The sequence below is a fragment of the Streptomyces sp. SP18CS02 genome, assembly GCF_036322365.1.
Taxonomy (GTDB): Bacteria; Actinomycetota; Actinomycetes; order Streptomycetales; family Streptomycetaceae; genus Streptomyces.
Map to the genome: position 1 here is coordinate 226,581 of NZ_JAQYXC010000275.1, position 25,923 is coordinate 252,503.

The following is a 25,923-nucleotide window of genomic DNA, read 5'->3' on the forward strand; positions in this document are numbered from 1 at the left end:
AGCCCGCGGTCATAGGGCTGGCGACTATTCGCCAGGCTTCGCCAGGGTTCGCCAGATGGTGTGCCACCCGGGGCCGGGTGTCAGGTAGGAACGCGCCACCCCGGCCCGGCAACCGGCCCTCATTCCCCAGGGTGTTGACCGGTGGCCGGGACGGGGCAGCGCACGCAACTCGTCGGCACACGAAGGGATCTGTCTCGCCCATGTACACAGCATCGTCCTCCGTGTCCGCCCCGCCCCGGCCGCAGCGCTCCGTCCCGGTCGGCAGCGGACCGTATCTGGATCCCTCCCAGGCGGGTCGGGCCCGGCACTGGGCCGGGACGGTGGCCGGGCCGCTGAGCGGGAGAATCGACTTGTCCGGCCCTCAGGGCGCGCAGATGCGGAAGGCCATCGCGTCGGTGCACCGGATCTGCCCCGAGTTCAACCCGGTCCAGGTGATGCGCCGCAGCGGGCGTTCCGTACTGCTGGTCGGCACCACGGGACGCGCCACCGCGGTCGCCAAGTGTTTACTGGACCATTCCCCGGCCTGGGCCGAGCGGTTCCGTCACGAGATCGCCGCCTACCGCACCTTCGTCCGGCACCGCCCGCCGGTAAGGGCCCCCCGGCTCATCGCCGCGGACCCCGACAACTGCACCCTGGTGATCGAGCGGATGCCCGGACGTGCGGCAGCTCTCTCCCGCCACCCCTCCGAGGCCCCGCCCCGCTCGGACCTGCGGGCCGTGCTCGGCGCGATCGTCCGGCTCAACGACTGGCGTCCTCCGGTCGGTACCTTCGACGCGCCGCTCGACTACGCGTCACGGATCTCCCGCTACCACGAGCTGGGGCTCTTCACCGACCGCGACCGCGACGACCTGCAGAAGCTGCTGCACGGACTGGCCCACGCGGGCGGGCGGCAGGGCATGGGGCAGTTCTGCCACGGTGACGCGCTGCTCTCCAACATCCTGCTGTCCCCCGCCGGCCCGGTGCTGGTCGACTGGGAACACGCGGGCTGGTACCTGCCGGGGTACGACCTGGCGACCCTGTGGGCCGTCCTCGGCGACGCCCCGCTGGCCAGGCGCCAGATCAGTCAGCTGGCGCAGACGGCCGGCCCGGCGGCCCGGGACGCGTTCCTGGTCAACCTGATGATCGTGCTCACCCGGGAGATCCGGACGTACGAGACGGCGGTGCAGCGCACGATACGAGAGGCTCCGTCGGCCGGTTCGATCCCGGTCCAGCCCGGTGGGGTGTCGGCCGGGGAGGAACAGCGGCTGCTGCTGAGGCGGCTGCACGATGACTGCGCGCTGGCACGGCGGGCCGTGCGCGCTGCGGTCGGCACTCGCTGACCGGCCGGTGAGGGGGAAGGGCGCTGTGTGCCTGGTGCGACGCACCGGCACACAGCGCGCTGTCATGTGCGGGCCCCGTCGGGTCGTCGCGGCCCGGCCGTGACGGGAACCCCGGGCCGACCGCGGCCGCAGCCCGGCAGGGAGCGGACCCGGGAGCCGGGCCCGGCTCCGGCGCCGGTCTCCCGCGGCCGTAACGACCAGGGGCGGTCCCGCCGGTCGTAGCCGGGGCGCGGCCGCGCCGTCCCGGTCGGCCGGCGCGCGGTCGGGTGCTGTCGGGTGCTGTCGGCATGCTCGAAGCCGCCGGTGCGGCCCGCGCCGGGCGCGGCTACGAACGGCTGATCTCCAGCGGTGGGCTGCACACCGCCGTGGGCAGCTCCGGGGAGGTGATGAGGACGCGATAGGGCCCCGCGGGCAGCTCGGGCACCACCACGGAGGTGCCGAGGGAGCGCGGGTCGACATGGGCGGCGAGCAGCGCCACGAGGGACCAGCCCTCATCCGTGCGGCGTTCCAGCAGGACGTCGCAGGGGTGCCACAGGCTCCCCGAACACTGCCAGCTGATCCGCTGCCGCTCGACGCAGGTCCACCGGGTCCCCTCGTCCGGGCTTCGGACCCGGAGCGACTCCGGGGGCGGCGCGGCCGGGACGCGTGAGGGTCCCAACCGGTCCGTGATCCGCAGGAGTTGCGCCCTGCTCCACGCGATCCACTTCATCTTCCGCTTCCTCCGGTTCGTTGTGTGCCGTGGGCCGGCTGCCCTGGGTATTGCCGGGGCGGAGCGGGGCCGGCCACGTCGTTCGGCCTCTCCGGCGCAGGACCTTCGGCCCGGACCGGCCAGGCCATCGGCCTGCGCGTGCGCCGGAATGCCTCACCATCGTTTACCGAGTATCTGTCCAGTAATGCAATGAATTATCCAGCCTTACCCGGGACGTGCGGAACTGCCGTGCACAGCGAGAAGGGGAACGATGACGTGAGGCACTATCGACCGGGCGGGGCCCTACCCGGTACGGAGCCACCCGGTGCGGACGTCGGCCCGGCCACCCCGACGCCCCGGACGGACAGCGCGATGTCCGTTCCGGTTCCGGCTCCGGTTTCCTGCCGGGCCCGCACCGGCCGCCGCGGCGGCCCCCGGCAGCGCCCGGACGACATCCCGTCCCCTACGACCAGAAGGGTGCTCCCATGAAGGCGTCGCCCCAGGCCGACGTCGCCTCGCTCAAGGCGTTCATCGAGCGTGAGGTCGCGTCACTGCGGTCCGATGTGCGACACGGGGCCGCGGCAGGATCGACCACCGTGGCCGCGGCGGCCGCGACCGCCGCGGAGGCCGACGCCCCGCCCACCCCCGGGGGACAGTGCCCCTGCGGCCAGGGGGACGGCGCGTGGCACGCCTGCGTGGGCGCGGGTGAGGGGCACGACCCCCTGGGATGCGTGTGCGCCACCCTGCCCGCCATTCCGGTGTCGGCGGCGCTGCTCGCGCCCGTACGGGACGACGCCGGCGGGATCACGGACTTCGTCATCCGCGCGGGCAACCACGTCCGCTCGGCCGATTGGCTGGTGGCGCCGGACCAGCAGGTGGGCCGGCGGTTCCTGGAGGCCAGGCCCGGGGCCGCCGCCACCGGGCTGCTGCCCGCCCTCGCCGACGTACTGGCGACCGGGCGCTCGCTCGACGGGCTCGTCGTGGACTACACCGAGGAGCGGCACGGCAGGCTCAAGCGGGTGCAGCTGGTGCACTACGCGGCAGCCTGCGGCGATCAGGTGCTGACGGCCTGGCGACCCGTTCGCAGTCAGGCGGAGCTGCTCACCGTCGACGCCCAGCACCTCGCGTCGATGGGGTGGGGACGGTGGGACCTGCTGTCGGGGGCGGTGTCCTGGTCGGAGGGGCTGCAGCGGATCTTCCGCAGGGACCCCCAGCTGCCGTGGTCCCTGCTGGAGCTCTGCGACGCCCTGGTGGAGGCCGATGTGGTGCCGTTCGCGGAGTTCATCGCGTCGGTGATGGCCGGCGAGGAGCCCGCCTGGACCAGGATCCGGTTCCTGGTGCTCGGCGAGGTGCGCACGGTGGACCTGCTCGGGAGACCGGTGACCGGGACGGACGGGCGGCCCTGGGCGCTGCAGATCGTGGCCCGGGATCTCACCCCGCAGATGCGCAGCCGTCGCAGGCTGGTGGAGAAGCAGTGGGAGACCGAGCAGCTGCGGCAGCAGGCCTCCGCCGAGCGGCATGTCGCCTCGGCGCTGCGCGAGGCACTGCTGCCGACCTATTCCGAGGGGCTGGCGGAGCTGGGGCTGGTGGCGGCGGCCGCCTATCTGCCCGCCGAGCCGGACGCCGCCGTGGGCGGTGACTGGTACAAGTGCCGGCCGCTGCCGGACCGCCGGGCGCTGATCGCCATCGGGGACGCCAGCGGTCACGGTCTGGACGCGGTCGCCCGGATGGCCCAGCAGCGCTACGCGATGGCGGGGCTCGCCCATACGGGCGCCTCGGCCGGTGATGTCACGAGCTGGCTCAACGAACTGGTGTGCAGCGATCCCGCCGCGGCGTCGACGGCCACCGTGGTGGTCGGGCACATCGGGGACGACCGGGTGCTGCGCTGGACGAGTGCCGGGCATCCGGCTCCGCTGCTGCTGCGCGGTGGGCACGCGTTCACCCTGCCGGTGGAGCACCGGGGACCGCTGCTGGGGGTGCTGCCCGGCCACGCGTACGAGACGGCGGAGTTCCCGCTGATGGCGGACGACGTGCTCCTGCTGTACACGGACGGCGTGGTGGAGCGGCGGGGTCAGGACATCATGCAGGGGATCACCGCGCTGACGGACCAGCTGACCGCGTGCGGCGACCGGACGCCGCAGCAGATCGTCGACCGGCTCACCGAGGAGTACGGGCGCTCCGCGCACGACGACGACGCGTGCCTGCTCGCCGTCCGGGTCGACTGAACCTGCACGCCCCCATTGGTCCATACCACTGTCGCACCGCAGGCCCGCACGCCGCCACGGGGAAAACCCGGGTCAACCGTCGGATACCCGAGTTGACGTGCGAACTCCCCTTTGCCGCAGCCTGATTGACGGATGGCGCGCCAGCCGATACCCCTGTACGGGTCCGGCCGCCGCACCATCCGTCACAGGAGGCTGCATTGCACCGCTGCGCCCATCGGTATCCACGTCGGAGTGCGGGTCGACAGGTACGGAGAGCGGGTGGCGCGGTGGTGTCCGCCGCCCTGTTGCTCCCGTTGCTCTCGGCGTCCCCGTCCGCGACGGCCGGGCACCCCGCTTCCGGCACTCTCCAGAGCGCGTTCACCGCGGCCGCCGAACGCTACGGGGTGCCGAGCGGCGTTCTGCTGGCCGTGTCGTACCTCCAGTCCCGGTGGGACGGGCACGGCGGCTCCCCGAGCGTCACGGGCGGCTACGGCCCGATGCACCTCACCGACGTGCGTACGGCGCTCGCTTCGGCCCCCCACCACTCGCACGGCGGCGAGGACGCGCGCGGTGACGGCTCACGGCCCCCGAAGGACCTCGTCGGCCGGGAGCTTCCCGAGGACTCCGGCCTCCCGCCGCGGCTGCGCACCCTGGACCGGGCGGCCGAGCTGTCGGGGCTGCCCGCCGAGCGGTTGCGCACCAGCAGCGCCGCGAACATCCGGGGCGGCGCGGCGCTGCTGGCACAGGCCCAGCGGGATCTCGGCCGGCCTCCGAGCGCCGATCCGGCGGACTGGTACGGCGCGGTGGCGCTGTACTCCGGCGCCGACGACGCGGCCACCGCCACGACGTACGCGAACGACGTCTTCGACATCATTCGTACGGGTGAACGCCGCACCACGGACAGCGGACAGTTGGTCACCCTGCCCGCGGACCCCCGGGCAGTCCCCGACCGGTCGCAGGCAACAGGACTGGGCCTGCGCACGACCGACGCCGCGTCGACCGAGTGCCCGGACTCGGTGGCATGCGAATGGATTCCCGCGCCCTACGAGGAGTTCGGGGAGGGCGACTACGGGAACCACGACAAGTCCGCCCGGCCGGCTTCCCAGTCGGTCGACTACATCGTCATCCACGACACGGAGGCGACCTGGGACGTCACGCTGAAGCTGGTGCAGGACCCGGCGTACGTGTCGTGGCACTACTCGCTGCGCGCCTCGGACGGGCACATCGCCCAGCACGTCGCGCTCAAGGACGTCGGCTGGCACGCGGGCAACTGGTTCGTCAACGCCAAGTCCGTGGGACTGGAACACGAGGGCTTCCTGGTCGCTCCGGACGCCTGGTACACGGAGGCGATGTACCGGACGTCGGCGCGGCTGGTGCGCTACCTGGCGAAGCGGTACGGCATCCCGCTGGACCGGCAGCACATCCTCGGCCACGACAACGTGCCCGGCACGACGGCGGCGACGATCCGGGGCATGCACACCGACCCGGGGCCCTACTGGGACTGGGCACACTACTTCGAGCTGTTGGGCAGGCCCGTCGTGCCGAGCGCCGGCCCCGGGAGCGCGGTGGTGACGGTCAGGCCCCGGTACGGCGAGCACCGGCCGGCGTACACGGGCTGTGTGACGGCCGGTCGGGCCTGCGCGCCGCACGGCAGCGGGGCGGTACGGCTGCACACGGAACCCCGCCAGGACGCGCCCCTGGTCAAGGACGCCGGTCTGCGACCGGGCGGACAGGACTCCACGATCGACGTCAACGACACCGGCGCGAGGGCTTCGACGGGCCAGAGCTACGCGGTCGCGGAGCGGCTCGGGGACTGGACGGCGATCTGGTACCTGGGCCAGAAGGCGTGGTTCCACAACCCGCGCACCCGGCCCACCGCGGTCGGCACGAGGGGGTGGGTGCTGACCCCGAAGGACGGCTCGGCGGAGGTCGCGGTGTACGGACGCGCCTATCCGGAGGCTGCCGCGTATCCGGAGGGAGTACCGGTGCAGGCGGTCGCGCCGCTTCCGTACCGGCTGCTCGCGGGCCAGCGGTACGTCGTGGGAGACCGGGTCCCCGGCGAGTACTTCTTCGCTCCGGCGTTCGATACCTCGAAGCACCGGGTGGTGCGGGGCGAGGAGCTGTACTACGAGATCCAGTTCGGACACCGCGTCGCCTTTGTAAACGCCTCCGACGTGCGGGTTTTCCGCTCCTGAGCGGTACGGAGGGGTTCCGTCGGCCACAGGGGGGCCGACGGAACCTTTCCGTACGGACACCGTCCCCCACCTGGCGTTCATATGACTAATACCGGTGCTGCGTGGGCCGTACGGGCGAAGGGTAGGGCTGGCGCGGTAGTCACTTCGCCCACCGAAAGGCCCCGCACGCATGGCACAGCCCTTTGTACTGCCGGACTTCTATGTGCCCTGTCCGGCACGTCTCAGCCCCCATGTGGACGCCGCGCGCGCACACACCAAGAAGTGGGCGCGGCACATGGGGATGCTGGAGGGATCCGGGGTCTGGGAGGAACACGACCTGGACTCCCACGACTACGCCCTGCTGTGCGGGTACACGCATCCCGACTGCGACGAGGACGCGCTGTCCCTGGTCACCGACTGGTACGTGTGGGTCTTCTTCTTCGACGACCACTTCCTGGAGGTCTTCAAGAGGTCCCAGGACAGGGCGGGCGGCAAGGCCTATCTGGACCGGCTGCCCGCCTTCATGCCGATGGATCTGACCCAGGGGATGCCCGAACCGACCAATCCGGTCGAGGCCGGGCTCGCCGATCTGTGGACACGGACCGTGCCGAGCATGTCCCCGGCATGGCGGGCCCGCTTCTCGGAGGCCACCGAGAACCTGCTCAACGAGTCGATGTGGGAACTGACCAACATCGACGAGGGCCGGATCGCCAATCCCGTCGAGTACATCGAGATGCGCCGCAAGGTGGGCGGCGCGCCCTGGTCCGCGGGGCTCGTCGAGTACGCGGCGGGCGCCGAGGTGCCCGAACGGGTGGCGCACACACGTCCGCTGCTGGTGCTGCGGGACGCGTTCTCCGACGCCGTCCACCTGCGCAACGACCTCTTCTCCTACCAGCGTGAGGTCGAGGACGAGGGGGAGAACAGCAACGGCGTCCTCGTCCTGGAGAAATTCCTCGGCTGTACCACGCAGGAGGCGGCCGATGCCGTCAACGACCTGTTGACGTCCCGGCTTCAGCAGTTCGAGAACACGGCGCTGACCGAGGTGCCCGGAGTGTGCCTGGAGAAGGGCCTGAGCCCCGACGAGTGCGCCGCGGTCGCGGCGTACACGAAGGGGCTGCAGGACTGGCAGTCCGGCGGTCATGAATGGCACATGCGCTCCAGTCGTTACATGAACGAGGGCGCGCGCACCGCCTTCTCGGCGCCCGCGGGTGTGCTGGGCACCTCGGCGCTCGACATCAGGACGCTCTTCGGCCGCCCGGCCACCTCACGGCTCCGCGGGTTCACCCATGTACCGCACCAGAAGGTCGGACCCTCCCTGCTGCCGGAGTTCGACCTGCCGTTCCCGCTGTCGATCAGCCCGCACCACGAGGACGCCCGCGCCAAGTCGGTCGCCTGGGCGGGCCGGATGGGGCTGCTCGACGACATCTGGGACGAGCGGATGGCGATCGGATTCGACCTGGCGCTCTGCTCCGCCGGCCTGGACCCGGACGCCACCGCCGAGGAGCTGGAGCTCAGCGCCGAGTGGCTGACCTGGGGGACGTACGGCGACGACTACTACCCGGTCGTCTTCGGACGCCCGCGCAACCTCGTCGGGGCGAAACTCTGCACCGAGCGGCTGAAGGCATGCATGCCCGTCGACGACCCGGCGGCCGGCGCGGCCCTGGCGGTGAGTCCGATGGAGCGGTCGCTCGCCGATCTGTGGGAGCGCACGGCCGGCCCGATGGGCCCTTCCGCGCGGGCCGCGCTGCGCCTGTCGCTCGACAAGATGCTGGACAGCTGGCTCTGGGAGCTCCACAACCAGGCCCAGCACCGCGTGCCCGATCCGGTCGACTACATCGAGATGCGCCGGCTGACCTTCGGCTCGGACCTCACCATGAGCCTGGCCCGGCTGCGGCACGAGCACGAGCTCCCGGCGGAGATCTACCGGACCGGCACGCTGCGGAGCCTGGAGAGTTCCGCGTCGGACTACGCGACACTGCTCAACGACCTCTTCTCGTACCAGAAGGAGATCGAGGTCGAGGGCGAGGTGCACAACGGTGTGCTGGTGGTGCAGTCCTTCTTCGGATGCGACTACCCGACCGGTGTCGCGATCGTCGACGACCTGATGCGGGGTCGGCTGCGCCAGTTCCTGCATGTGAAAGAGAACGAACTGCCCCTGCTCTGCGAGGAGTTCGGGCTGGACGCGCGAGGCAGGGCGGCCTTGGACGCCTATGTGCGGGAGCTGGAGGACTGGCTCGCCGGAATCCTGAACTGGCACCGGCGGGTGCGCCGTTACGCGGCGCGGGACGTCCACTCGGGCAGTGGGACCGCTCTGCTGCACCGGGGGCGTCCGCCCTACGGGCCGACCGGGCCGGGGACGTCGGCGGCCCGGATCGCGGGGCTTTTCGCGTCGTAGGAGTACGTGAGGAGCCGGCCGTGGCGCGCGGGGACGGCAGACCGCGCGCCACGGCCGTCAGGCGTGGCGGGCGCCGCGGAGCTGGTCCAGTTCGCGGCGCTCGCGCTTGGTGGGACGGCCCGCGCCCCGGTCGCGCACGCCGGCCAGAGCGACATGCTCACGAGGCGGCGGGGGCGGGCTGTTGTCGATGTACGCCTCGGCCGCGACGGGAGCGCCGACACGCTTGGCGAGCGCCCGCTTCACCTCGACGATCCGCTCGTGACCGGCGTGGAACAGCCGGACCTCGTCGCCCGGCCTGACGGGCTGGGCGGGCTTGGCGCGCTCGCCGTTCACCCGGACATGCCCGGCCCGGCAGGCGGCAGCGGCCTGTGAGCGGGTCTTGGTGAGTCGTACGGCCCAGATCCAGCTGTCGACCCGTGCGGTGGTGTTCCCCTCGTCGGTTGCCATGGTCCGACTCTAATCGGCTCGGACGGAAGGGGACGCCTCCTTGTCCGGCCGGGGCCCGCTGTCCGCGCGTCCCCGGGCCCCTCTCCGGCCGGCCGCGCGAAATCCACGGCTCGACCGCCGTCCGCCCCGGGCCCGGAGTGGGACCCGGGGCGGACGGCGGGTTCGTCAGCCCTGCTGGAAGAGCTCCGCGGGCAGCGGCTTGAGGAGCGCGTACAGATCGTCGGTGATCGGCCGGTCCCAGCTGGCGATGGTGACCAGGACGTTGTCGCTGCGGTCGAACTGGACGCAGGAGATACGGCTCTCGGAGAGCTTGAGGCGGCGCACGATGAGCAGGTTGTCCCCCTGCATCACCGGCACGTCCTCCGTCTCGACCACCTCGACGGGCTCGTCGTTCTCCAGGGCCGCCAGGAGCTGGGCCACCTCGAAGGGGATCTGGCCCTCTCCGAGCTCGCGCGCCGGGGAGCCCTCCGGGAGATTGCCGATGATCATCGCGGGGCCCCGGCCGCCGAACAGGTCGTACCGGAGGAAGACGCCCTGGCACCTGCCGTCGGGGGCGGGGAGCAGACCGGCGCCGAGGTTGCCGGGCCAGTCGCCCGGGTCCATGGCCAGGACATCGAAGTCCGGGCCCGCGGGTGTGGCGGCGCTGCGGCGGCGGAGGAAGGACATGCCGCAATGGTACGTGCCCCGGCCCCCCGGACGGCGCCCGGGCCCGGCCCTGTCGGCGGCCCGCCACCGCGCCCTGTGCCGGGCTCGGGCGCGGTGGCTCCGCACCGAACCGTGGCCGGGTCGCGCGCGCCCGGGCGGCCGTCCGCTCCGGGGTCAACCACCGTGTGCGCGGCGGGGGTCGGCACTCAGGCCGAGCGCTCCGCCAACTGCCTCAGCGCGGCGAGTGCCTCCCCCGCCCGCTCGTGCTCCACGAACAGATGATCGTGGTGGCAGCCGGCCACGACGTTGCAGCTCAGTCCCGCGTCGGCGAGCGCTCCCGCGACCGCCGCGGTGAGCCCGACGGCGTTCAGCGCCGAGTGGACGCGCAGAGTGATCCACCCGGCCACGTAGTCGTACGGGAGGGAGGCCGCGTCCGCTTCCTCCTGGCGTACCACCAGGGTGAGCCCCTCGGACTCGGCGACGGTCACGACGGGGTGCAGGCCCGGCGGGACGACGGCGCCGTCGACGGTGCAGAAGACATGGCGGCCGGGGTTGAGCTCGGGCCGCATACCGGCCAGCAGCCGGGTCAGGTCACGCTCTCCACTCATGATCACCAGACTAGGCCCTTTCGCCGGGATCGGCCGGATCGCGCGGTGCGGTGCCGGAACGGACGGCGGTGGGGCCGGGGCGGGCGGTGGTGCCGGGGCGGCGGCGTCGGGCGCGGGGGGACACGGGCGGCGGCCGGGTCGGGCGGCGTCAGGCGCGGTGGCGTTCGTGGTGGCGGGCGACGCGCGCGCGGTTGCCGCAGGACTGCTTGCACCACTCCTGGCGGGGGTGCTCCTTGAGGAAGTAGCGCACGCACCGCGGGGCGTGGCAGGCCCGCAGCCGCGCGCGGTCCGGGCCGGTGAGGAGCGTGATCGCGGAACTCGCGAGGGCAGCGGTGAGCGCGTCGCGGTGCGAGGCGGTCCCTACGGGCCGGGACTCCTCCGTCGGGTCGCCGCCCTCGGGCCAGCTCAGGTGCGGCACGACGGGCACGACGGCGGCCGCCGCGTTGAGACTCCGGAGGGCGCTCTCCACGGGCAGCGGGCGCTGGGCGTCGGAGGGGTTCGGCCCGCCCGGCACCGCCCGGGCGAAGAGGGAGCGCACAGCGGTCCGCACGGACCGGACGGCGGCGAGCGTGTCGTCGTCGGCACGGAAGCGGTCGGCGGCGGGCAGGACGGCGAGGGCGTCGGCGTGCTCGCGGACCCAACGGGTGAGCCCCGTGGGGTCCTGGAGATCATCGGCGACGCCCCCCTGCCCGTCGTGGCGGATCGTGAGAGCGAGATCGAGTGCGAGCGGGTGCGCGGCCATGACGCCGACGGTAGCGCGTCGGGCATCCCTCACAGGGCCGGCGGTGGGCGCAGGTCACGTCACCTGGGGTCGAACTCCCCCTGCCGGGCGTTGACGACGAAGGCACGCCACTCGGCCGGGGGAAAGATCAGCGACGGGCTGTGCGGGCGGCCGCCGTTGCGCATCGCGATGAAGCCCTCCACGAAGGCGATCTGGACGTCGCCGGTCCCCCGACCGCCCGATTGCCACTCCGCCTTGCTGAGGTCGAGCTCCGGCCTGCCCCGGTCGGCCCGCCGCTGCTGGGGGGTGATGAAGGTGTCGGCCACGTCCCTGCTCCTCCCGGTTCGTCGTCCGGGCTCAGACTAGCCATCGCGACCGGCTCCGGACAGGCCGTGACGCGCTGCCGGCCACGGCGCTCCGGACGCCCTTCGGCCGGGTGGCCGAAGGGAGCGGACGGCCCGGTCGGGCTCCGGGCGGGGCGCCGTGCGCGGCCCCGCCGGAGCGGCCGGGTCCCCGCGTGAGGCGCCGCGGGCGGCACAGTCCAGAAAGTCGGCGTCACCCCCTTGCCAGGTGCCGGGGGTCCTTGAATTACTGAGCGGAGCAGATCGACCGAACGATCGGTCGTCCGCGTGGGACGGGAGAACGGCGCATGATGGACCTGCTCGACCGTGGGGAGCGGCTCGGCCGCGCGGAGCTCGAAGCCCTCCAGCTGGAGCGTCTGCGGGCCACCTTGCACCACGCGTACGAGAACGTGGGCTTCTACCGGCAGGCCTTCGACACGGCGGGGATCCGGCCCGAGGACTGCCGAACGCTCGCGGACCTCTCCCGCTTCCCGTTCACCGCCAAGACGGATCTCCGGGACAACTACCCGTTCGGGATGTTCGCGGTGGAGCAGTCCCGGGTACGGCGGATCCACGCGTCCAGCGGGACGACCGGACGGCCGACCGTCGTCGGCTACACCGACCGCGACCTGGACACCTGGGCCGACGTCGTGGCGCGGTCGATCCGCGCGGCCGGCGGGCGGCCGGGGCACAAGGTGCACATCGCCTACGGCTACGGACTGTTCACCGGCGGACTGGGGGCGCACTACGGCGCCGAGCGACTGGGGTGCACGGTCATCCCGGCATCCGGAGGCATGACGGCACGCCAGGTGCAGCTCATCCAGGACTTCCGTCCCGAGATCATCATGGTGACCCCGTCGTACATGCTCACCCTGCTCGACGAGTTCGAGCGGCAGGGCGTCGACCCGCGGTCGACCTCGTTGCGGGTGGGCGTGTTCGGCGCCGAGCCGTGGACGGAGGCGATGCGGCGGGAGATCGAGGAGCGGTTCGCCATCGACGCGGTCGACATATACGGACTGTCGGAGGTGATGGGCCCGGGTGTCGCCCAGGAGTGCGTGGAGACGAAGGACGGCCTGCACATCTGGGAGGACCACTTCTACCCCGAGGTCGTCGACCCCTTCACCGGTGAGGTGCTGGCGGACGGAGAGCGGGGTGAGCTGGTGTTCACCTCGCTCACCAAGGAGGCCATGCCCGTCATCCGGTACCGCACCCGGGACCTGACGCGGCTGCTGCCGGGGACGGCGCGGGTGTTCCGTCGCATGGAGAAGGTCACCGGGCGCAGCGACGACATGGTGATCCTGCGCGGCGTGAACCTCTTCCCCACCCAGATCGAGGAGATCGTGCTGGGTACCGCGCATGTCGCCCCGCACTTCCAGCTGCGGCTGACCCGGGAGGGCCGGCTGGACGCGCTGACCGTGCGCGCCGAGGCGCGTCCCGAGGCCTCGCCGGACCAGCGGGCCGAGGCGGCCCGGTCGATCGCGGCCGCCGTGAAGGACGGCATCGGGGTGTCGGTGGCCGTGGAGGTGGTGGACCCCGAGACGCTGGAGCGATCGGTGGGGAAGATCAAGCGGATCGTCGACCTCCGGCAGTCCCCGTGAGGATCCGCAGGCGTCGGGACCCGTGATCGGGGTAGACGGGCGCCGTGCTCCGCCCGGTGGCGGGGACGCGGTCCGTCCGTCGCGGAGGCGTCGCCGGACCGGCACGCCGACCCATGAACCCGCGCCTGCGGGGCTTCGGTGTGCCGTCGGCGGCAGGGCGCCGGTGCCGGGGCACACATGCAGGCATAGCGTGGGAAGCACGGTGTGATGGGGACGGTGGTGACGCCATGGGCGAGGGCAGGGACGACAGGGAAATGGCCGACGACCTGCTGGAGGGCCTGACCGTCGACGAGAGCAGGCCGGAGCAGCCGGTCCTGCTGGACAGGGCCGGTCAGCCGATCAAGACATGGCAGGAGAACTACCCGTACGACCAGAAGATCAAGCGTGGTGAGTACGAGCGGCACAAGCGGGTGCTCCAGATCGAGATGCTGAAGCTGCAACGGTGGGTCAAGGACACCGGGCAGCGGCTGATCGTCATCTGCGAGGGCCGGGACGCCGCCGGCAAGGGCGGGACCATCCAGCGCTTCACCGAACGGCTCAACCCCCGTGGTGCCCGGGTCGTGGCGCTGGAGAAACCTACGGAGCGGGAAGCGACGCAGTGGTACTTCCAGCGCTACGTCGCGCACCTGCCGTCGGCCGGTGAGATCGTCTTCTTCGACCGGTCCTGGTACAACCGGGTCGGTGTGGAGCGGGTCATGGGTTTCTGCACACAGGAGGAGCACGAGATCTTCCTGCGCCAGTGCCCCGCCTTCGAGCGGATGCTCGTGGAGGACGGCATCCTGCTGGTGAAGTTCTGGTTCTCGGTCTCCCAGGGCGAACAGCGCACGCGCTTCGCCATCCGTCAGGTGGATCCGGTACGGCAGTGGAAACTGTCCCCCACCGACCTCGCCTCGTTGGACCGGTGGGACGACTACACCACCGCCAAGGTCGACATGTTCCGTGCCACCGACACCGTGCACGCGCCCTGGACGGTGGTGAAGAGCAACGACAAGCGGCGTGGCCGTCTGGAGGCCATGCGCAGTCTGCTGTCGCGGTTCGACTACCCCAGCAAGAGCACCGAGGCGGTCGGGGAGCCGGATCCGCTCATCGTGGGAGCCGCCGACACCCTGCTGGAGCCCGGGGAGGAGAGCAGCGGCCTGTCCCCCACACCGCTGGCGCACCGGGCCGACGGGCCGGGTGCCCACCCGGAGCCCTCGCCGGACGGACGCCCGGGAGGGGCGCCGGGCCAGGCGTGAGGCGGGGAATCCGGGGCAGACGGACCTCCCGGACGGCCCCGTGAAGGGCCGCGCCGGATGGCGTCGGAGCCGGAGCGGCCGGGAGCAGGACACACCTCTTCCGGCCGGACGGCGGCAAGAGGGGCGGTTTGTGATGCGCAGTGTGGGTGTCGAGGAGGAACTCCTCCTGGTGGACGGCGAGAGCGGAGACGCGCGGGCGCTGTCGGCGGCGATACTGGCCGCGGCCTCGCGGGACGGTGACGGCGGGGAGGTCTTCGAGGCGGAGCTCCAGCGCCAGCAGCTGGAGTTCGCCACCCGGCCGCAGACCGTGATGGGCGATCTCGCGGAAGAGATCAGGCGCTGGCGGTCCGAGGCCGCGCGGCACGCGGAGGGGCTGGGGGCGTCGGTCGCCGCGCTGGCGACGTCGCCGCTCCCGGTGAGCCCCTCGATCGGGACGGACGAGCGGCATCTGTGGCTGAAGGAGCACTTCGGGCTCACGGCCCAGGAGCAGCTCACCTGCGGCTGCCATGTGCACGTGTCCGTGGAGTCCGACGAGGAAGGGGTCGCGGTCCTCGACCGGATGCGGCCGTGGTTGTCGGTGCTGCTGGCGATGAGCGCGAATTCGCCGTTCTGGCAGGGGGACGACAGCGGGTACGGCAGCTATCGCAGCCAGGTCTGGGGGCGCTGGCCGTCGGCCGGACCCGTGGAGATCTTCGGTACCGCCGACCGATACCTCCAGGAGGTGAACGCGATGGTGGGCAGCGGGGTGCTGCGGGACGAGGGGATGATCTACTTCGACGCCCGGCTCTCCCACTCCTACCCCACCGTCGAGGTCCGCGTGGCGGACGTCTGCCTGGATGCCTCCACCACTGTGCTGATGGCCGCGCTGGTGCGGGGACTGGTGGAGACCGCGTCGCGCCAGTGGAGCGACGGCGAGCCGCCCGCGCGGCACACGGTCGGGATGCTGCGGCTCGCGGGATGGCGGGCGGCCAGGTCGGGGCTGGAGGACCAGCTGATCCATCCCCTCACCATGCGGCCGGCCCCGGCCGAGGCGGTCGTGCACGCGCTGTTCGACCACGTACGCGACGCCCTGGAGGACAACGGCGATCTGGTGCTGGTGCAGGAGTCGCTGGCCGAGCTGCTGAAGACCGGGAACGGCGCCCGGGTGCAGCGTGACGTGCTGAAGCGCACGGGCAGTCTGCGCGATGTGGTCGCCGAGTGCGTACGGCGGACTCTCGCCTGACCGGGCGGTGTCCGGCCGGCCCTGCCGGGATCCTGCCGACGCCGTCGGCACGCGGTCGGACAGGTGATCTTGCGAAGTCGTCCGTTCGCATGGGGTGAGGCAGGCCGGGCCGGGAGGAGTGCGGGGCGGCGGTCAGGACAGCGCGGACGACGTGGCGGCCTCCCAGGTGAATCCGTCCGGGTCGGTGAAGGGGCCGGTGGTGCCGCCGAGGACGAGGCGGTGGGAGCCGGTGCCCTCGGCGGGAACACCGAGATCCTTGGCCAGGCCGCGGCGCTTGTACAGCGCCAGCTTCACCGGGCCGGCCCCGTCGGAGGCGAACTCGGTGTACTTGCCGCCAAAACTCCTGGCCACGGTCAGGCCCCGGCCGACGTAGAACTGCCTGCCGGCCTTCACATCCTCGACGCCGAGCAGCAGGACGATCTCGTCCACCTCGCGGGTGGCCGGGCCGGTGTCCTTCTTCGCCGAGGTCGCGATCTTCCAGATCGTCCCGTCCGGCGCCCGGACGACGCCCCCGTAGCCCCACAGCGATTTCGCGGCGGGCTTCAGCACCGTGGCGCCCGCGTCCACGGCGGCGTCGAAGAAGCCGTCGACGGTGGCCGGCCGGGCCACCGTGAGCGCCAGGGTGAAGCCGCGGAATCCGGTGGAGTGCGCCTCGGACGCTCGCAGGCGTATGTACGTGTCCACGCCGAAGGCGGTGTAGAAGCGGTGTGCGGCCCCGGGGTCGGCCACCTCAAGGGTGACGGAGGCGAGGGAGCTGGTGGACGCGGTGGTTTCCATGGCCCTCACGCTAGGGGCTCCCCCGCCGCCAGGGCTTCTCCATTCCTGACCGGTCCTGCCACGGCTTCGTCCGCACCCGCGCGGAGGGGCAGGAGCCGTCGTCGCGGGTGCTTTCGCCGAGGGGCCGCGGTGGCGGAGCGGGGCGACCGGCCGGCACGGACGGGCCTGCGGTGCCCCGGCGGAGGCCGGGCCCCGAACGGGAGGACGGGTCCGGCGGCCGGCGTATCGGACCGGGATAATCCGTGGACCGCTCCCCCGCCCTGATGGCAGGGTCGGTGATCATGAACGAGCACGGTTTCCTGGCCCTCTCGCCGCAGTACACCTCGACCGGCGAGCTGCTGGCGCGAGCCGCTCGGCGGCGGGGCCTGGAGGTCGCCGTGCTGTCCGTCGGCGGTGGGGCCGGCGCCGTCCCGAAGGGTCGTGAGGGCCACTACTACGGCGGGCCGGCGTTCGCCGCGGGCGTCGTCGAGGAGCTGTCGGTCGCGCTGCTGGAGCCCGAGGACGACTGGTTGGCGGCGCTCCCGAGCGAGTTCACCCGCCGGCGTGTCAGCGCGACGACCTTGGGCGAGGCCCGTCGGGTGATGCGGCCGGTGTTCGTCAAGCCGCCGAGCGACAAGAGTTTCCCGGCCGCCGTGTACAGCGACGGCGGCCGGCTGCCGAGCGCGCCCGGGCTGCCTGCGGACACGCCGGTGCTGATCAGCGAGGTGGTGACGTGGGAGGCGGAGTTCCGCCTGTTCGTCCTGGACGGCGAGGTCCGCGCCGCTTCGCAGTACGCGGCCTTCGGCCGTCTCGACACGTCGCCGGTGGAGGGGCACCGCCACCGGGAGGCCGTCTCCGCCTTCGCGGCGCGTCTGCTCGCGGCCTGCGGCGACACCCTGCCCAGCGCCGTCGTGGTGGACGTCGGGCTGCTGAGTGCCGCGCGGCCCTCGGCCCCCGAGGGCTGGGCCGTGGTGGAGGCGAACATGGCGTGGTTCAGCAACGCTTACGCGGCCGACCCCGACCGGGTCCTGGACGTGGTGCTGCGCGCGGCCGGTCCGCGTGCCCGCGCGTCCGCACGGGACCGGCGCTTCCAGCGAGCCGTCAGGGGCGGGTGAGCCGGTCGCGCAGCTCGCGCTTGAGGATCTTGCCGCTGGCGTTGCGCGGCAGCTCGTCCACGAACACGACGTGTTTCGGGGCCTTGAAGGGGGCGAGCCGTTCGCGGGTGTGGTCGATCAGTTCGGCCTCGGTGACCTCCTCGCGCGGTCCGCGCGGCACGACGACGGCCGTGATCGCCTCGATCCAGCGGTCGTCCGGCAGTCCGACGACCGCCGCCTCGGCCACCGCGGGGTGGGTGTAGAGGGCGTCCTCCACCTGACGGGAGGCGACCAGCACACCTCCGGAGTTGATGACGTCCTTCACCCGGTCGACGATCGTGTAGTAGCCGTCGCCGTCGCGCACGGCGAGATCGCCGGAGCGGAACCAGCCGCGCCGGAACGCCGCCTTGGTCTCGTCGGGCTTGTCCCAGTAGCCGTCGCACAGTTGCGGCGAGCGATAGACGATCTCGCCGGGGGTGCCGTCGGGCACGTCCTCACCCTCCTCGTCGACGACCTTGGCCTCGACGAACCGGACCGGGCGGCCGCACGAGTCCATCCGGCCTTCGTGCTCGTCCGGCCCGAGGACGGTGGCGAGGGGGCCGATCTCGCTCTGCCCGAAGCAGTTGTAGAAGGCCAGCCCGGGAAGTCGTTCGCGCAGCCGTTCCAGGATCGGTACCGGCATGATCGACGCGCCGTAGTAGGCCTTGCGCAGGGCGCTCAGATCGCGGGTGGCGAACTGCGGATGGTGGGAGAGCCCGATCCAGACCGTGGGCGGTGCGAAGAGGCTATCGGCGGCGCCCGCCTCCACCAGGTCGAAGATCCGCCCGGGGTCCGGCCCGTCGATGATGGTGTTCTCCGCGCCCACGGCGAGGTACGGCAACAGGAACACGTGCATCTGGGCGGAGTGGTAGAGGGGCAACGAGTGCACGGGCCGGTCGCTCTCCTTCAGATCCAGGGCGTCGATGGCGCTGACGTACTCGTGGACCAGTGCCCGATGGGTCATCCGGGCACCCTTGGGGTCGGCCGTCGTGCCGGAGGTGTAGAGCAGCTGTACCAGGTCGCGGGCGTCGCGGTCGGCGTCGTACTCCTGCGGTTCGGCCAGCGCGGCGAGCAGTGAGTCGTCGGTGTCGCGCAGAGCGCGGACCGGGAACTCCCGGGGCACGCGGGGGGCGAGCTCCGGGTCGGCGAGGACCAGGGAACTGCCGGACTGGCGAAGGATGTACGCCAGGTCGTCGCCGGTCAGGTGGTGGTTGACCGGTACGTGGATGAGTCCGGCGCGTGAGCAGGCCAGGAAGGCGATCAGGTACGCGTCGGAGTTGTGGCCGTAGGCGGCGACCCGGTCGTACTCGTCGAGCCCGTAGCCGCGCAGCACCGCGGCGGCGGTGGTCACGGCCGCGTCGAGTTCGGCGTAGGTCCAGCTCCGGTCCGCGAACCGGACGGCGGTGCGGTCGGGCGTGCGCTGGGCGGAACGGCGCAGGACGCCGTCGACGGTGCGGCTCAGGAGTCGGTCCATGGCGCGATCCTGGGCGGCGGTGCTTCTGGGGTCAAGTACGCGGGTGCCGACCCCGTCGCCGCACCGCGCTCGCCGCGCACCCGGGGCGGTATCGAGGACGTCGCCGCGATGGCGGCGAAGGGCCGGCTGACGGTGACCGGCCTCCCGCGGCAGCAGTTCGCCGACCGGGCGCCCGGGGTGCACCGAGGTGGCCCAGGGGTCCGGCCACATCCAGGCGGCCGGCTGGGACGGCGGCCGCCGCCCGGTGGCCCGGACCCTGCTGACGTACGCGCAGTCCTCCTGCCCCGGCTCGCCGCACTACCGGGACCGGACCGCGCTGTACGCGGATGAGCGGTGGGTGCGCGCCAGGTTCCGCGAGCGGGACATCCTGGCCGATCGCTCCCTGAGGGTGGTGCGGATGCGGAACTGGCCGCCTCAGGGGCTGAACGAGAGGAACACGAAGGCGGCGAAGATCACCAGATGCACGCCGCCCTGCAGCAGGGTGGCCCGTCCGGGCACCACGGTCAGGGCGCTCACCACGGCGGTGAGCACGAGCAGCACCATGTGGAGGGCGCCCAGGCCCAGGACGAGGGGACCGGAGAGCCAGATGGAGGCGAGCGCGATCGCCGGGATCGTGAGACCGATGCTGGCGATGGCGGAGCCGTACGCCAGATTGAGACTGGTCTGGACGCGGTCGCGGCGCGCGGCACGTACGGCGGCGAGGGTCTCGGGCAGCAGCACCATCAGCGCGATCACCACACCCACGACCGCGTTGGGCAGGCCGGCCGACTCCACGCCCGATTCGATGGCCGGTGAGATGAGTTTGGCGTTGCCGACGACGGCGACCAGGGCCAGCAGGAGGAGGACGAGACTCCACCAGGTCTCCCGGAGGGTGGGCGGCGGGGCGTGCTCGTCGGGGTCGGTGAGGCCTTCGCCGTCGCGTGCCACGGGCAGGAAGTAGTCGCGGTGGCGGACGGTCTGTACGGCGACGAAGACCGCGTACAGGCAGAGCGAGGCACCGGCCGCGAAGGCCAGCTGGACTCCGGTGAATTCAGGGCCCGGCTGGCTGGTGGTGAACGTGGGCAGCACCAGCGTCATGGTGGCGAGTGTGGTCACCGTGGCGAGTGCGCCGCCCGAGCCCTCGGCGTTGAAGACGGCCACCCGGGTGCGTACGGCCGAGACCAGGACGGACAGGCCGACGATGCCGTTGCAGGTGATCATGACGGCGGCGAAGACGGTGTCGCGGGCGTAGGTGGAGACCTTGTCGCCGCCGCCTGCCATCAGCATGACGATGAGGCCGACCTCGATGACGGTGACGGCGACCGCGAGGACGAGTGAGCCGAAGGGTTCGCCCACCCGGTGCGCGACGACCTCGGCGTGGTGCACGGCCGCGAGTACCGATCCGACCAGGAACAGGGCCACGACGGCGACGAGCGGACCCGGCAGGTCGCGGCCCCATCCCGACGCGAGGACGGCCAGCGCGAGGACCGGGGTCCAGGTCGTCCACTGCCGCATCACTCCTGCCGGGCCGGTGCTCATGCGGGCCACGCTGCCAGAGCGCCGAGCGGCTCGCGCGGTGTGCTGGGCCAAGGGAGCGGCCGGGCCCGCGGCTCCGGCGGCACGGAGGGCGCGGCCGGCGGACAGCGGTGGCACAGCGGCATGGCGGGCCCGGGCACACGCGGTCCCGCCTTCCGCGCCGCCCGCTCGCGGGGTGCGGACGTCACAGCGGCGACGGGTGGGGCGGGCCTCCCTGATACCGCATCAGGTCATGCGACCGCCTTGACGGGCCACTGTCACCGCACGAAAGTCACGGTAAGAAGGTTTCACGTGTTGCGGGTGCGTCCGAAGGATTCTTTCAGGGAGGGTGAGGATGACCGAGGGCACGTGGGACCGGACGGGCAAGGGGATCAGCCGCCGTCGGCTCAGCGGTGGAGTGATGGCCCTGGGAGGCGCGCTGATGATCGGTTCGACTCCGGGGGCCGTCGCCGCCGAGGGGCCGGAAGCCGGGACGGTTCCTGACCCCGGCGCAGGACCGGGCGGCGCGCGGGGCTCCCGGCCCACGCTGCGCAGGGGCCCCGCCGAGCGGGCCGGTCTGCTTCCCGAACACCTCGACCGGCTGGTCACCGACGCCGAACGCTTCCTGGCCCCCTCCCCCAAGCACCCCTGGTACGCGGGGGCGGTGCTGCTCGCGGGACGGGGCGGCACGGTGGCACTGCACCGGGCGATCGGCTACGCGGTGCGCTACTCGGCGTACGACGAGCGGACCGGCACGGGGGTGGAGCTCCCCGCCGGGCAGCGGATCCCGATGGCCGAGGACACGGTGTTCGACCTGGCGTCCGTCTCCAAGCTCTTCACCGCGATCCTCGCCGTCCAGCAGATCGAGCGGGGAGCACTGGGGCTGGAGGAGAAGGTCACCGCGTATCTGCCGGAGTTCGGGGGCGGCGGAAAGCAGGACGTCACGGTACGCCAGCTGCTCACCCACACCTCCGGCTTCCGCGCCTGGATCCCGCTGTACAAGGAGCCCACACGGGAAGGCAGGCTGCGGCTGCTGTGGAACGAGGTCCCGGCGAGTCCACCGGGAACCGCGTACCTCTATTCGGACCTCAATCTGATCTCGCTGCAGCTGATCCTGGAGGAGATCACCGGCCGCCCCCTGGACGCGCTGCTCCGGGACGAGATCACCGATCCGCTCGGAATGCGCCGCACCCGCTTCAATCCGCCCGCGTCCTGGAAACCGGGGATCGCCGCCACCGAGGACGCCCGGCCCCCCTGGTCCGGACTCGACCGCGGCATGGTGTGGGGCGAGGTGCACGACGAGAACGCGTACGGCTTCGGCGGGGTCGCGGGCCACGCGGGGGTGTTCTCGTGCGCCTGGGACCTCGCGATCCTCGCCCGTACCCTCCTCAACGGCGGTGTGTACGGAGGCGCCCGGATCCTGCGACCGGCCTCGGTGGAGCTCATGTTCACCGATTTCAACACCGCGTTCCCCGGCGACGAGCACGGCCTGGGGTTCGAGCTCCACCAGCACTGGTACATGGGTGCCATGGCCACCCCGCGCACCGCGGGTCACACCGGCTTCACGGGCACGAGTCTGGTCCTCGACCCGGTCAGCGACTCCTTCCTCGTGATCCTCGGCAACTCGGTGCATCCCGTACGCGGCTGGCGCTCCGGGTCCGCGCCGCGGGTGGCCGCCGCCAACAACCTGGCGCGTGCCGTGGCCGTGCGCCCCGCGCGCGGCCGCACCGCCTGGTTCGCGGGCATGGCGGGCGGCTCGACGGCGACCCTCGCCCTGCCCGCCCTCACGCCGCGCTCCTCGCGCGCCCGGCTGCGCTGCTTCCTGTGGTGGGACACCGAACCGGTCGCGGACACCGTCGCCCTGGAGGCGACGGCGGACGACGGGGCGGCATGGCAACCGGTGCCGTTCACGACCGTACGGGCCGGGCAGCCGCCCCGGCTCCACCGGGCCGGGACGGTGACGGGCTGGTCGGGACGCGTCTGGCACCGGCTGGAGGCCGATCTGACCCCCTGGCGCGACACGGCGGTACGACTGCGCTGGCGGTACACCACCGACCAGCTGTACGTGGGGCGCGGCGTGTACGTGAACGGCATCCGCGTCCGCGACGGACACCGCACGCTCTTCGACGAGAGCCGTCCCCCGGACGCGTCCCGGATCGACGCGCGGGGCTGGATCGCCTCGGAGGACTGACCGGCGCCGGGCCGGAACGAGCTGGGGCCGCGCATCGCTGCGGGACAAGGTCCCCCCTGCTCCCAAGGGGCGGTCGCAAGCCCCTCAACAGGGGGGATGGCCCCGCCACGGCCCGGATGGCGAACCCCGCGCCCGGCGGTGAGACTGAAGGGGAGGGGGTCACTCGGCGAGGAGGAAGACTTCATGTCCATGATGGACAAGCTCAAGCAGATGCTCAAGGGCCACGAGAGTCAGACGAGCAAGGGCGTCGACAAGACAGGCGACTTCGTCGACGACCGGACCCAGGGCAAGTACAAGGGCCATGTCGACACAGCCCAGGAGAAGCTCCGCGAGCAGTACGGCACCGACCCGAACAAGGAGCCGCCTCAGCGCTGACCGGCCGGCCCCGGCGCGCGGACAGCCCCGGACCGGCGCCCCGACAGTCCCCTGTGGAACTGCCGGGGCTTCGCCGTGCCAGGACGCTCACGCGCCTTGCCGAGGCGGAGAAGCCGTGACGCCGCCGCCCCCCGTCCTCCGGACGGGCGCCGATACTTTCCGGACGCTCCCTAGGCGGGGCTGGTGAGTGCGGCCGGGAGCTCGGCGAAGGTCTCCTCGACCAGTTCCGTCAGGCCGTCGCGGCCTCCGTCGCCGCCCAGTGCCGTCCAGCGCAGCGAAGCCGTGCGCCAGGCCGCCACGAAGATCTCCACGGTCAGACGGAGGCGCACCTCGTTGACGTCCTCGCCGGCCCGGCCGTTCAGGGTTTCGACGATGGCCCGAGTGGTGTCCTGGCAGTAGCCCAGGCTGTGCGCCTGCAGGGCGGGGACGCCCTCCGACAGCTCCCGGGTGGCCAGGAAGCGGCGGTCCCAGTCAGGGTCCATGGCCGTCAAGGTGGTGTGCAGTGCTGCGCGGAGGGCGTCGAGGAGCGGGCCCGTCATCTCCAGGGTGGCGACGCAGTCCAGGTAGGACGACCACAGGTCGCTGTCGCAGGCGAGCGCGACGTCCTCCTTGGAGCGGTAGTTCCTGAAGAAGGTCCGCTTGGACACCTCCACCACATCGCACAGGTCGTCCAGCGTGGTGGCGTCGTATCCGCGTTCGGTGAACAGGCGGAGTGCGGTCTCGGACAGAGCCCCGCGGGTGCGCAGCTTCTTCCGTTCGCGCAAGGGCAGGACGCGCAGATCATCACTCACAGCACGAGACTACCACCGGGGCGCTGTTGCGCCTTGACGGCTAATGCCACTCAGTGGCACTGTCGCCTCAGTGGCCGACCGCGGCTGTCGAACGTCTCCTGAAGGAGCCTCAACTCGTGACTACTGCCCCTACGGGCCGCTCCCGGCCGGCGATCACGCTGGCGGTGGTGCTCCTGGCCTTCGTCACCGTGCCGATGTCCATCTCCGGAGCAGCCGTCGCGTTGCCCGACATCGGTGGTGACCTGCACACCGCCGGCGCACCGCTGCAATGGGTCATGAACGCCTACAACCTGACGTTCGCCTCGTTCATGCTGGTCGCGGGCTCCACGGCCGACCTGGTGGGCCGCCGCCGGATCTTCGCGACCGGCGCGGCGGTCTTCGCTGCCGGCTCGATCGCCGCGGCAGCCGCTCCCGGCATCGTTCTGCTCGACTTCGCCCGTGCCCTGTCCGGCATCGGCGCGGCGGGGGTGTTCGCCAGCGGTGGCGCGATCCTGGCCACCGCCTTCGACGGTGCCGAGCGCACCCGCGCGTTCGCGGCCCTCGGCAGTGCCGCCGGGCTCGGTCTGGCCGCCGGGCCGACCCTCTCGGGCTGGCTGGTCAGCGCGCTGGGCTGGCGCGCCACCTTCGGCCTGCACTCCGTACTGGTGCTGGTGGCGCTGGCCGGTATCGGTTTCGTCGCCGAGTCCCGCGCTCCGCAGCGCCCGCGGCTGAACGTGGCCGGAGCGGTGGTGTTCGTCACCGGGCTGGGAGCCTTGGTGCTGGGCGCCGTCCAGGGCCCCGAGTGGGGCTGGGCGAGCCCCGGCGTGCTGGTGCTGCTGGCCGCGGGCCTGGGGGCGCTGGTGGCCTTCGTCGTGATGCAGTCGCGTTCCGCCAACCCGCTGCTGGACCTGTCGCTGGTGAGGAACCGCCGGTTCCTGGCACTGTGCATGGTGCCGGTGGTGACGACCTTCGGTTTCGTGACGCTGCTGACCTATCTGCCCACGTATCTGGTGGGTGCCGGCGGATTCTCCGCCCAGCGCGCGGGCACGGTGCTGCTGCTGATGACCGCTCCGGTGCTGCTGGCCCCGCCGCTGGCCGGCGCGCTGGTCAACCGGGGTGTGTCGCCCCGGCTGCTGATCACGCTGTCGCTGGCGATGTTCGCCGTCGGCAACGCGTGGCTCACCGTGATCGGCCCGTCCACCGGCATCCTTGTCATCGCCGGTCCCCTGCTGCTGGTCGGGCTGGGCGCCGGGTTGTCGTTCGGTGTGGGTGACGGGATGGCGATGAGTCTCGTCGAGCCCGAGCGCGCCGGAATGGCCACCGGGTTCCTCAACACCATGCGCATCGGCAGCGAGGCCATCGTCATCGCCGTGTTCGGCGCCGTCCTGGTCAGTCTGATCGGCACCCGGGTCGGCTCCCCCGAACTGGCCGCGCGGGTCGCCGCGGGCGACCTGTCCGGGGGCGCCTCCGGTCTACTGGCCGCCGGGTTCACCGATGCCCTGCACATCGCGCTGTACGGAACTGCCGCCGTCTGCGCGATCGGCGCGGTGGCCATCGCCGTCGCCCTGGCCCCTCCCCGCCGGGAGGCCGCCGCGCCGGCAGCCGCTCCCGACGGTTCCCCCGTGCCCGCCGAGGCCGCCTGACCGGACGCGTCGCGATCCGACGCGATCGCGCCGTCAGGACGCGGGGCGACGCTCCGCCACCCGCGGCCGGCGGGCCGGCGGAGCGTCGCCGATCGCACGACGAAGACCGCTCGGCCGCACCCTGCGCGGGTGCGACGAGGGATCAGGCCAGGGCGGACGACACCTGATCCGCCCGGTGGTAGCTGCTGCCGTCCTTGGTCCGGACGAGCAGTCCCGCCTCGACCAGATACCGGCGCAGCGCGGCGGAGTCGTCGTGCACGGCGAGCAGCGCCTCGTTGACGTCGCCTTCGCTGTATGTCCGGTCCGCTTCGAAAAGCGTCCGCGCGAGGTGGACGAGCAGTTGCTCACGCCGGGCCGTCCTGCGCGGGATCACTGTCAGGCGCCCCTGGGAGAACAGGGCGGACACATCGTGGGCGGTACTGGTTCTGTTTTCCGACATGGCGGGAAGCCTGGCACTCCCCCGGTCCACGGACAACGTCTTTTCGCCGCC

At 72.3% G+C, this 25,923-nt stretch carries 22 protein-coding genes and 1 pseudogene; 12 read left to right on the forward strand and 11 right to left on the reverse strand.

The genetic code is table 11. From position 1 onward, the window contains the following. The first annotated feature begins 200 nt into the window (after nucleotides 1-200). Nucleotides 201-1,319, forward strand: a complete 1,119-nt coding sequence (locus tag PUR26_RS12115; protein WP_329871950.1) for an aminoglycoside phosphotransferase family protein — start codon at nucleotides 201-203, stop codon at nucleotides 1,317-1,319. Between the two features lie 325 nt (nucleotides 1,320-1,644). Here the strand turns inward: PUR26_RS12115 and PUR26_RS12120 are convergent, their stop codons facing one another. Continuing rightward, nucleotides 1,645-2,028 (reverse strand): hypothetical protein, encoded by a 384-nt coding sequence (locus PUR26_RS12120; protein ID WP_329871952.1) that lies wholly within the window; start codon nucleotides 2,026-2,028, stop codon nucleotides 1,645-1,647. Between the two features lie 464 nt (nucleotides 2,029-2,492). Between PUR26_RS12120 and PUR26_RS12125 the strand changes: the two genes are divergently transcribed. From PUR26_RS12125 to PUR26_RS12135, 3 genes are all read left to right on the forward strand, one after another. Beyond that, nucleotides 2,493-4,232 (forward strand): PP2C family protein-serine/threonine phosphatase, encoded by a 1,740-nt coding sequence (locus PUR26_RS12125; protein WP_329871954.1) that lies wholly within the window; start codon nucleotides 2,493-2,495, stop codon nucleotides 4,230-4,232. Nucleotides 4,233-4,498: 266 nt separating this feature from the next. Continuing rightward, the gene (locus PUR26_RS12130; RefSeq protein ID WP_443077045.1) at nucleotides 4,499-6,406 is read left to right on the forward strand and encodes an N-acetylmuramoyl-L-alanine amidase; all 1,908 of its coding nucleotides are present in this window, start codon (nucleotides 4,499-4,501) and stop codon (nucleotides 6,404-6,406) included. A 169-nt stretch (nucleotides 6,407-6,575) separates the two neighbouring features. Continuing rightward, nucleotides 6,576-8,780 (forward strand): terpene synthase family protein, encoded by a 2,205-nt coding sequence (locus PUR26_RS12135; RefSeq protein ID WP_329871955.1) that lies wholly within the window; start codon nucleotides 6,576-6,578, stop codon nucleotides 8,778-8,780. A 57-nt stretch (nucleotides 8,781-8,837) separates the two neighbouring features. Here PUR26_RS12135 and PUR26_RS12140 read toward each other — a convergent pair whose 3' ends face one another. The 5 genes from PUR26_RS12140 to PUR26_RS12160 form a co-directional block, all read right to left on the reverse strand. Then, complete coding sequence (locus PUR26_RS12140) at nucleotides 8,838-9,227, reverse strand: RNA-binding S4 domain-containing protein (RefSeq protein WP_329871957.1); 390 nt, start codon at nucleotides 9,225-9,227, stop codon at nucleotides 8,838-8,840. Between the two features lie 165 nt (nucleotides 9,228-9,392). Then, nucleotides 9,393-9,893, reverse strand: coding sequence for a hypothetical protein (locus tag PUR26_RS12145; protein WP_329871958.1), 501 nt, complete (start codon nucleotides 9,891-9,893; stop codon nucleotides 9,393-9,395). A 185-nt stretch (nucleotides 9,894-10,078) separates the two neighbouring features. Beyond that, entirely contained in the window at nucleotides 10,079-10,480 is a 402-nt protein-coding gene (locus tag PUR26_RS12150; protein WP_329871960.1) for an ACT domain-containing protein, read from the reverse strand. Nucleotides 10,481-10,628: 148 nt separating this feature from the next. Continuing rightward, nucleotides 10,629-11,222 (reverse strand): CGNR zinc finger domain-containing protein, encoded by a 594-nt coding sequence (locus PUR26_RS12155; RefSeq protein ID WP_329871962.1) that lies wholly within the window; start codon nucleotides 11,220-11,222, stop codon nucleotides 10,629-10,631. 59 nt (nucleotides 11,223-11,281) lie between these two features. Beyond that, nucleotides 11,282-11,527, reverse strand: coding sequence for a DUF397 domain-containing protein (locus tag PUR26_RS12160; protein ID WP_329871964.1), 246 nt, complete (start codon nucleotides 11,525-11,527; stop codon nucleotides 11,282-11,284). A 323-nt stretch (nucleotides 11,528-11,850) separates the two neighbouring features. On the opposite strand from PUR26_RS12160, the gene paaK reads away from it, so the two are divergent. The 3 genes from paaK to PUR26_RS12175 all read left to right on the forward strand — a co-directional run bounded on the left by paaK (nucleotide 11,851) and on the right by PUR26_RS12175 (nucleotide 15,597). Continuing rightward, nucleotides 11,851-13,140 carry a phenylacetate--CoA ligase PaaK gene (gene paaK, locus PUR26_RS12165; RefSeq protein ID WP_329871966.1) on the forward strand — a complete coding sequence of 430 codons (1,290 nt, stop codon included), beginning with the start codon at nucleotides 11,851-11,853 and terminating at the stop codon, nucleotides 13,138-13,140. A 227-nt stretch (nucleotides 13,141-13,367) separates the two neighbouring features. Then, nucleotides 13,368-14,375 carry a polyphosphate kinase 2 gene (gene ppk2 / locus PUR26_RS12170; protein ID WP_329871968.1) on the forward strand — a complete coding sequence of 336 codons (1,008 nt, stop codon included), beginning with the start codon at nucleotides 13,368-13,370 and terminating at the stop codon, nucleotides 14,373-14,375. Between the two features lie 133 nt (nucleotides 14,376-14,508). Next, nucleotides 14,509-15,597, forward strand: a complete 1,089-nt coding sequence (locus PUR26_RS12175; RefSeq protein ID WP_329871969.1) for a glutamate--cysteine ligase 2 — start codon at nucleotides 14,509-14,511, stop codon at nucleotides 15,595-15,597. 132 nt (nucleotides 15,598-15,729) lie between these two features. On the opposite strand, the gene PUR26_RS12180 is transcribed toward PUR26_RS12175, so the two are convergent. Beyond that, complete coding sequence (locus PUR26_RS12180) at nucleotides 15,730-16,374, reverse strand: glyoxalase (RefSeq protein ID WP_329871971.1); 645 nt, start codon at nucleotides 16,372-16,374, stop codon at nucleotides 15,730-15,732. Between the two features lie 281 nt (nucleotides 16,375-16,655). Between PUR26_RS12180 and PUR26_RS12185 the strand changes: the two genes are divergently transcribed. After that, nucleotides 16,656-17,468 (forward strand): ATP-grasp domain-containing protein, encoded by an 813-nt coding sequence (locus tag PUR26_RS12185; RefSeq protein WP_329871972.1) that lies wholly within the window; start codon nucleotides 16,656-16,658, stop codon nucleotides 17,466-17,468. Here the strand turns inward: PUR26_RS12185 and PUR26_RS12190 are convergent. After that, the gene (locus PUR26_RS12190; RefSeq protein WP_329871974.1) at nucleotides 17,455-18,960 is read right to left on the reverse strand and encodes a fatty acyl-CoA synthetase; all 1,506 of its coding nucleotides are present in this window, start codon (nucleotides 18,958-18,960) and stop codon (nucleotides 17,455-17,457) included. The genes PUR26_RS12185 and PUR26_RS12190 overlap by 14 nt on opposite strands. Before the next feature lie 175 nt (nucleotides 18,961-19,135). Between PUR26_RS12190 and PUR26_RS12195 the strand changes: the two are divergent. After that, nucleotides 19,136-19,360: pseudogene (locus tag PUR26_RS12195) on the forward strand (penicillin acylase family protein); the annotation flags it as partial. A 14-nt stretch (nucleotides 19,361-19,374) separates the two neighbouring features. Here the strand turns inward: PUR26_RS12195 and PUR26_RS12200 are convergent. Continuing rightward, the gene (locus PUR26_RS12200) at nucleotides 19,375-20,478 is read right to left on the reverse strand and encodes a calcium:proton antiporter (RefSeq protein WP_329871975.1); all 1,104 of its coding nucleotides are present in this window, start codon (nucleotides 20,476-20,478) and stop codon (nucleotides 19,375-19,377) included. Nucleotides 20,479-20,809: 331 nt separating this feature from the next. Between PUR26_RS12200 and PUR26_RS12205 the strand changes: the two genes are divergently transcribed. Both PUR26_RS12205 and PUR26_RS12210 read left to right on the forward strand, forming a co-directional pair. Continuing rightward, entirely contained in the window at nucleotides 20,810-22,645 is a 1,836-nt protein-coding gene (locus tag PUR26_RS12205) for a serine hydrolase (RefSeq protein ID WP_329871977.1), read from the forward strand. Nucleotides 22,646-22,828: 183 nt separating this feature from the next. Continuing rightward, a complete protein-coding gene (locus PUR26_RS12210; RefSeq protein WP_329871979.1) occupies nucleotides 22,829-23,020 on the forward strand; it encodes an antitoxin in 192 nt (63 codons plus the stop codon). Between the two features lie 170 nt (nucleotides 23,021-23,190). On the opposite strand, the gene PUR26_RS12215 is transcribed toward PUR26_RS12210, so the two are convergent. Continuing rightward, nucleotides 23,191-23,811: a TetR/AcrR family transcriptional regulator gene (locus PUR26_RS12215; protein ID WP_329871981.1), complete on the reverse strand. Its 621-nt coding sequence runs from the start codon at nucleotides 23,809-23,811 to the stop codon at nucleotides 23,191-23,193. 116 nt (nucleotides 23,812-23,927) lie between these two features. Here PUR26_RS12215 and PUR26_RS12220 point away from each other — a divergent pair, with 116 nt between their 5' ends. Next, entirely contained in the window at nucleotides 23,928-25,433 is a 1,506-nt protein-coding gene (locus PUR26_RS12220; RefSeq protein WP_329871983.1) for an MFS transporter, read from the forward strand. A gap of 142 nt (nucleotides 25,434-25,575) precedes the next feature. Here PUR26_RS12220 and PUR26_RS12225 read toward each other — a convergent pair whose 3' ends face one another. Continuing rightward, nucleotides 25,576-25,872 (reverse strand): DUF2087 domain-containing protein, encoded by a 297-nt coding sequence (locus tag PUR26_RS12225; RefSeq protein WP_329871985.1) that lies wholly within the window; start codon nucleotides 25,870-25,872, stop codon nucleotides 25,576-25,578. Between the last annotated feature and the right edge of the window lie 51 nt (nucleotides 25,873-25,923).

Bases quoted from the DNA above. Each gene is read 5' to 3' on its own strand.
- PUR26_RS12115 (WP_329871950.1), top strand. From the start codon at position 201: ATGTACACAGCATCGTCCTCCGTGTCCGCCCCGCCCCGGCCGCAGCGC.
- PUR26_RS12120 (WP_329871952.1), bottom strand. From the start codon at position 2,028: ATGAAGTGGATCGCGTGGAGCAGGGCGCAACTCCTGCGGATCACGGAC.
- PUR26_RS12125 (WP_329871954.1), top strand. From the start codon at position 2,493: ATGAAGGCGTCGCCCCAGGCCGACGTCGCCTCGCTCAAGGCGTTCATC.
- PUR26_RS12135 (WP_329871955.1), top strand. From the start codon at position 6,576: ATGGCACAGCCCTTTGTACTGCCGGACTTCTATGTGCCCTGTCCGGCA.
- PUR26_RS12140 (WP_329871957.1), bottom strand. From the start codon at position 9,227: ATGGCAACCGACGAGGGGAACACCACCGCACGGGTCGACAGCTGGATC.
- PUR26_RS12145 (WP_329871958.1), bottom strand. From the start codon at position 9,893: ATGTCCTTCCTCCGCCGCCGCAGCGCCGCCACACCCGCGGGCCCGGAC.
- PUR26_RS12150 (WP_329871960.1), bottom strand. From the start codon at position 10,480: ATGAGTGGAGAGCGTGACCTGACCCGGCTGCTGGCCGGTATGCGGCCC.
- PUR26_RS12155 (WP_329871962.1), bottom strand. From the start codon at position 11,222: ATGGCCGCGCACCCGCTCGCACTCGATCTCGCTCTCACGATCCGCCAC.
- paaK (WP_329871966.1), top strand. From the start codon at position 11,851: ATGATGGACCTGCTCGACCGTGGGGAGCGGCTCGGCCGCGCGGAGCTC.
- ppk2 (WP_329871968.1), top strand. From the start codon at position 13,368: ATGGGCGAGGGCAGGGACGACAGGGAAATGGCCGACGACCTGCTGGAG.
- PUR26_RS12175 (WP_329871969.1), top strand. From the start codon at position 14,509: ATGCGCAGTGTGGGTGTCGAGGAGGAACTCCTCCTGGTGGACGGCGAG.
- PUR26_RS12180 (WP_329871971.1), bottom strand. From the start codon at position 16,374: ATGGAAACCACCGCGTCCACCAGCTCCCTCGCCTCCGTCACCCTTGAG.
- PUR26_RS12185 (WP_329871972.1), top strand. From the start codon at position 16,656: ATGAACGAGCACGGTTTCCTGGCCCTCTCGCCGCAGTACACCTCGACC.
- PUR26_RS12190 (WP_329871974.1), bottom strand. From the start codon at position 18,960: ATGGACCGACTCCTGAGCCGCACCGTCGACGGCGTCCTGCGCCGTTCC.
- PUR26_RS12200 (WP_329871975.1), bottom strand. From the start codon at position 20,478: ATGAGCACCGGCCCGGCAGGAGTGATGCGGCAGTGGACGACCTGGACC.
- PUR26_RS12205 (WP_329871977.1), top strand. From the start codon at position 20,810: ATGACCGAGGGCACGTGGGACCGGACGGGCAAGGGGATCAGCCGCCGT.
- PUR26_RS12210 (WP_329871979.1), top strand. From the start codon at position 22,829: ATGTCCATGATGGACAAGCTCAAGCAGATGCTCAAGGGCCACGAGAGT.
- PUR26_RS12225 (WP_329871985.1), bottom strand. From the start codon at position 25,872: ATGTCGGAAAACAGAACCAGTACCGCCCACGATGTGTCCGCCCTGTTC.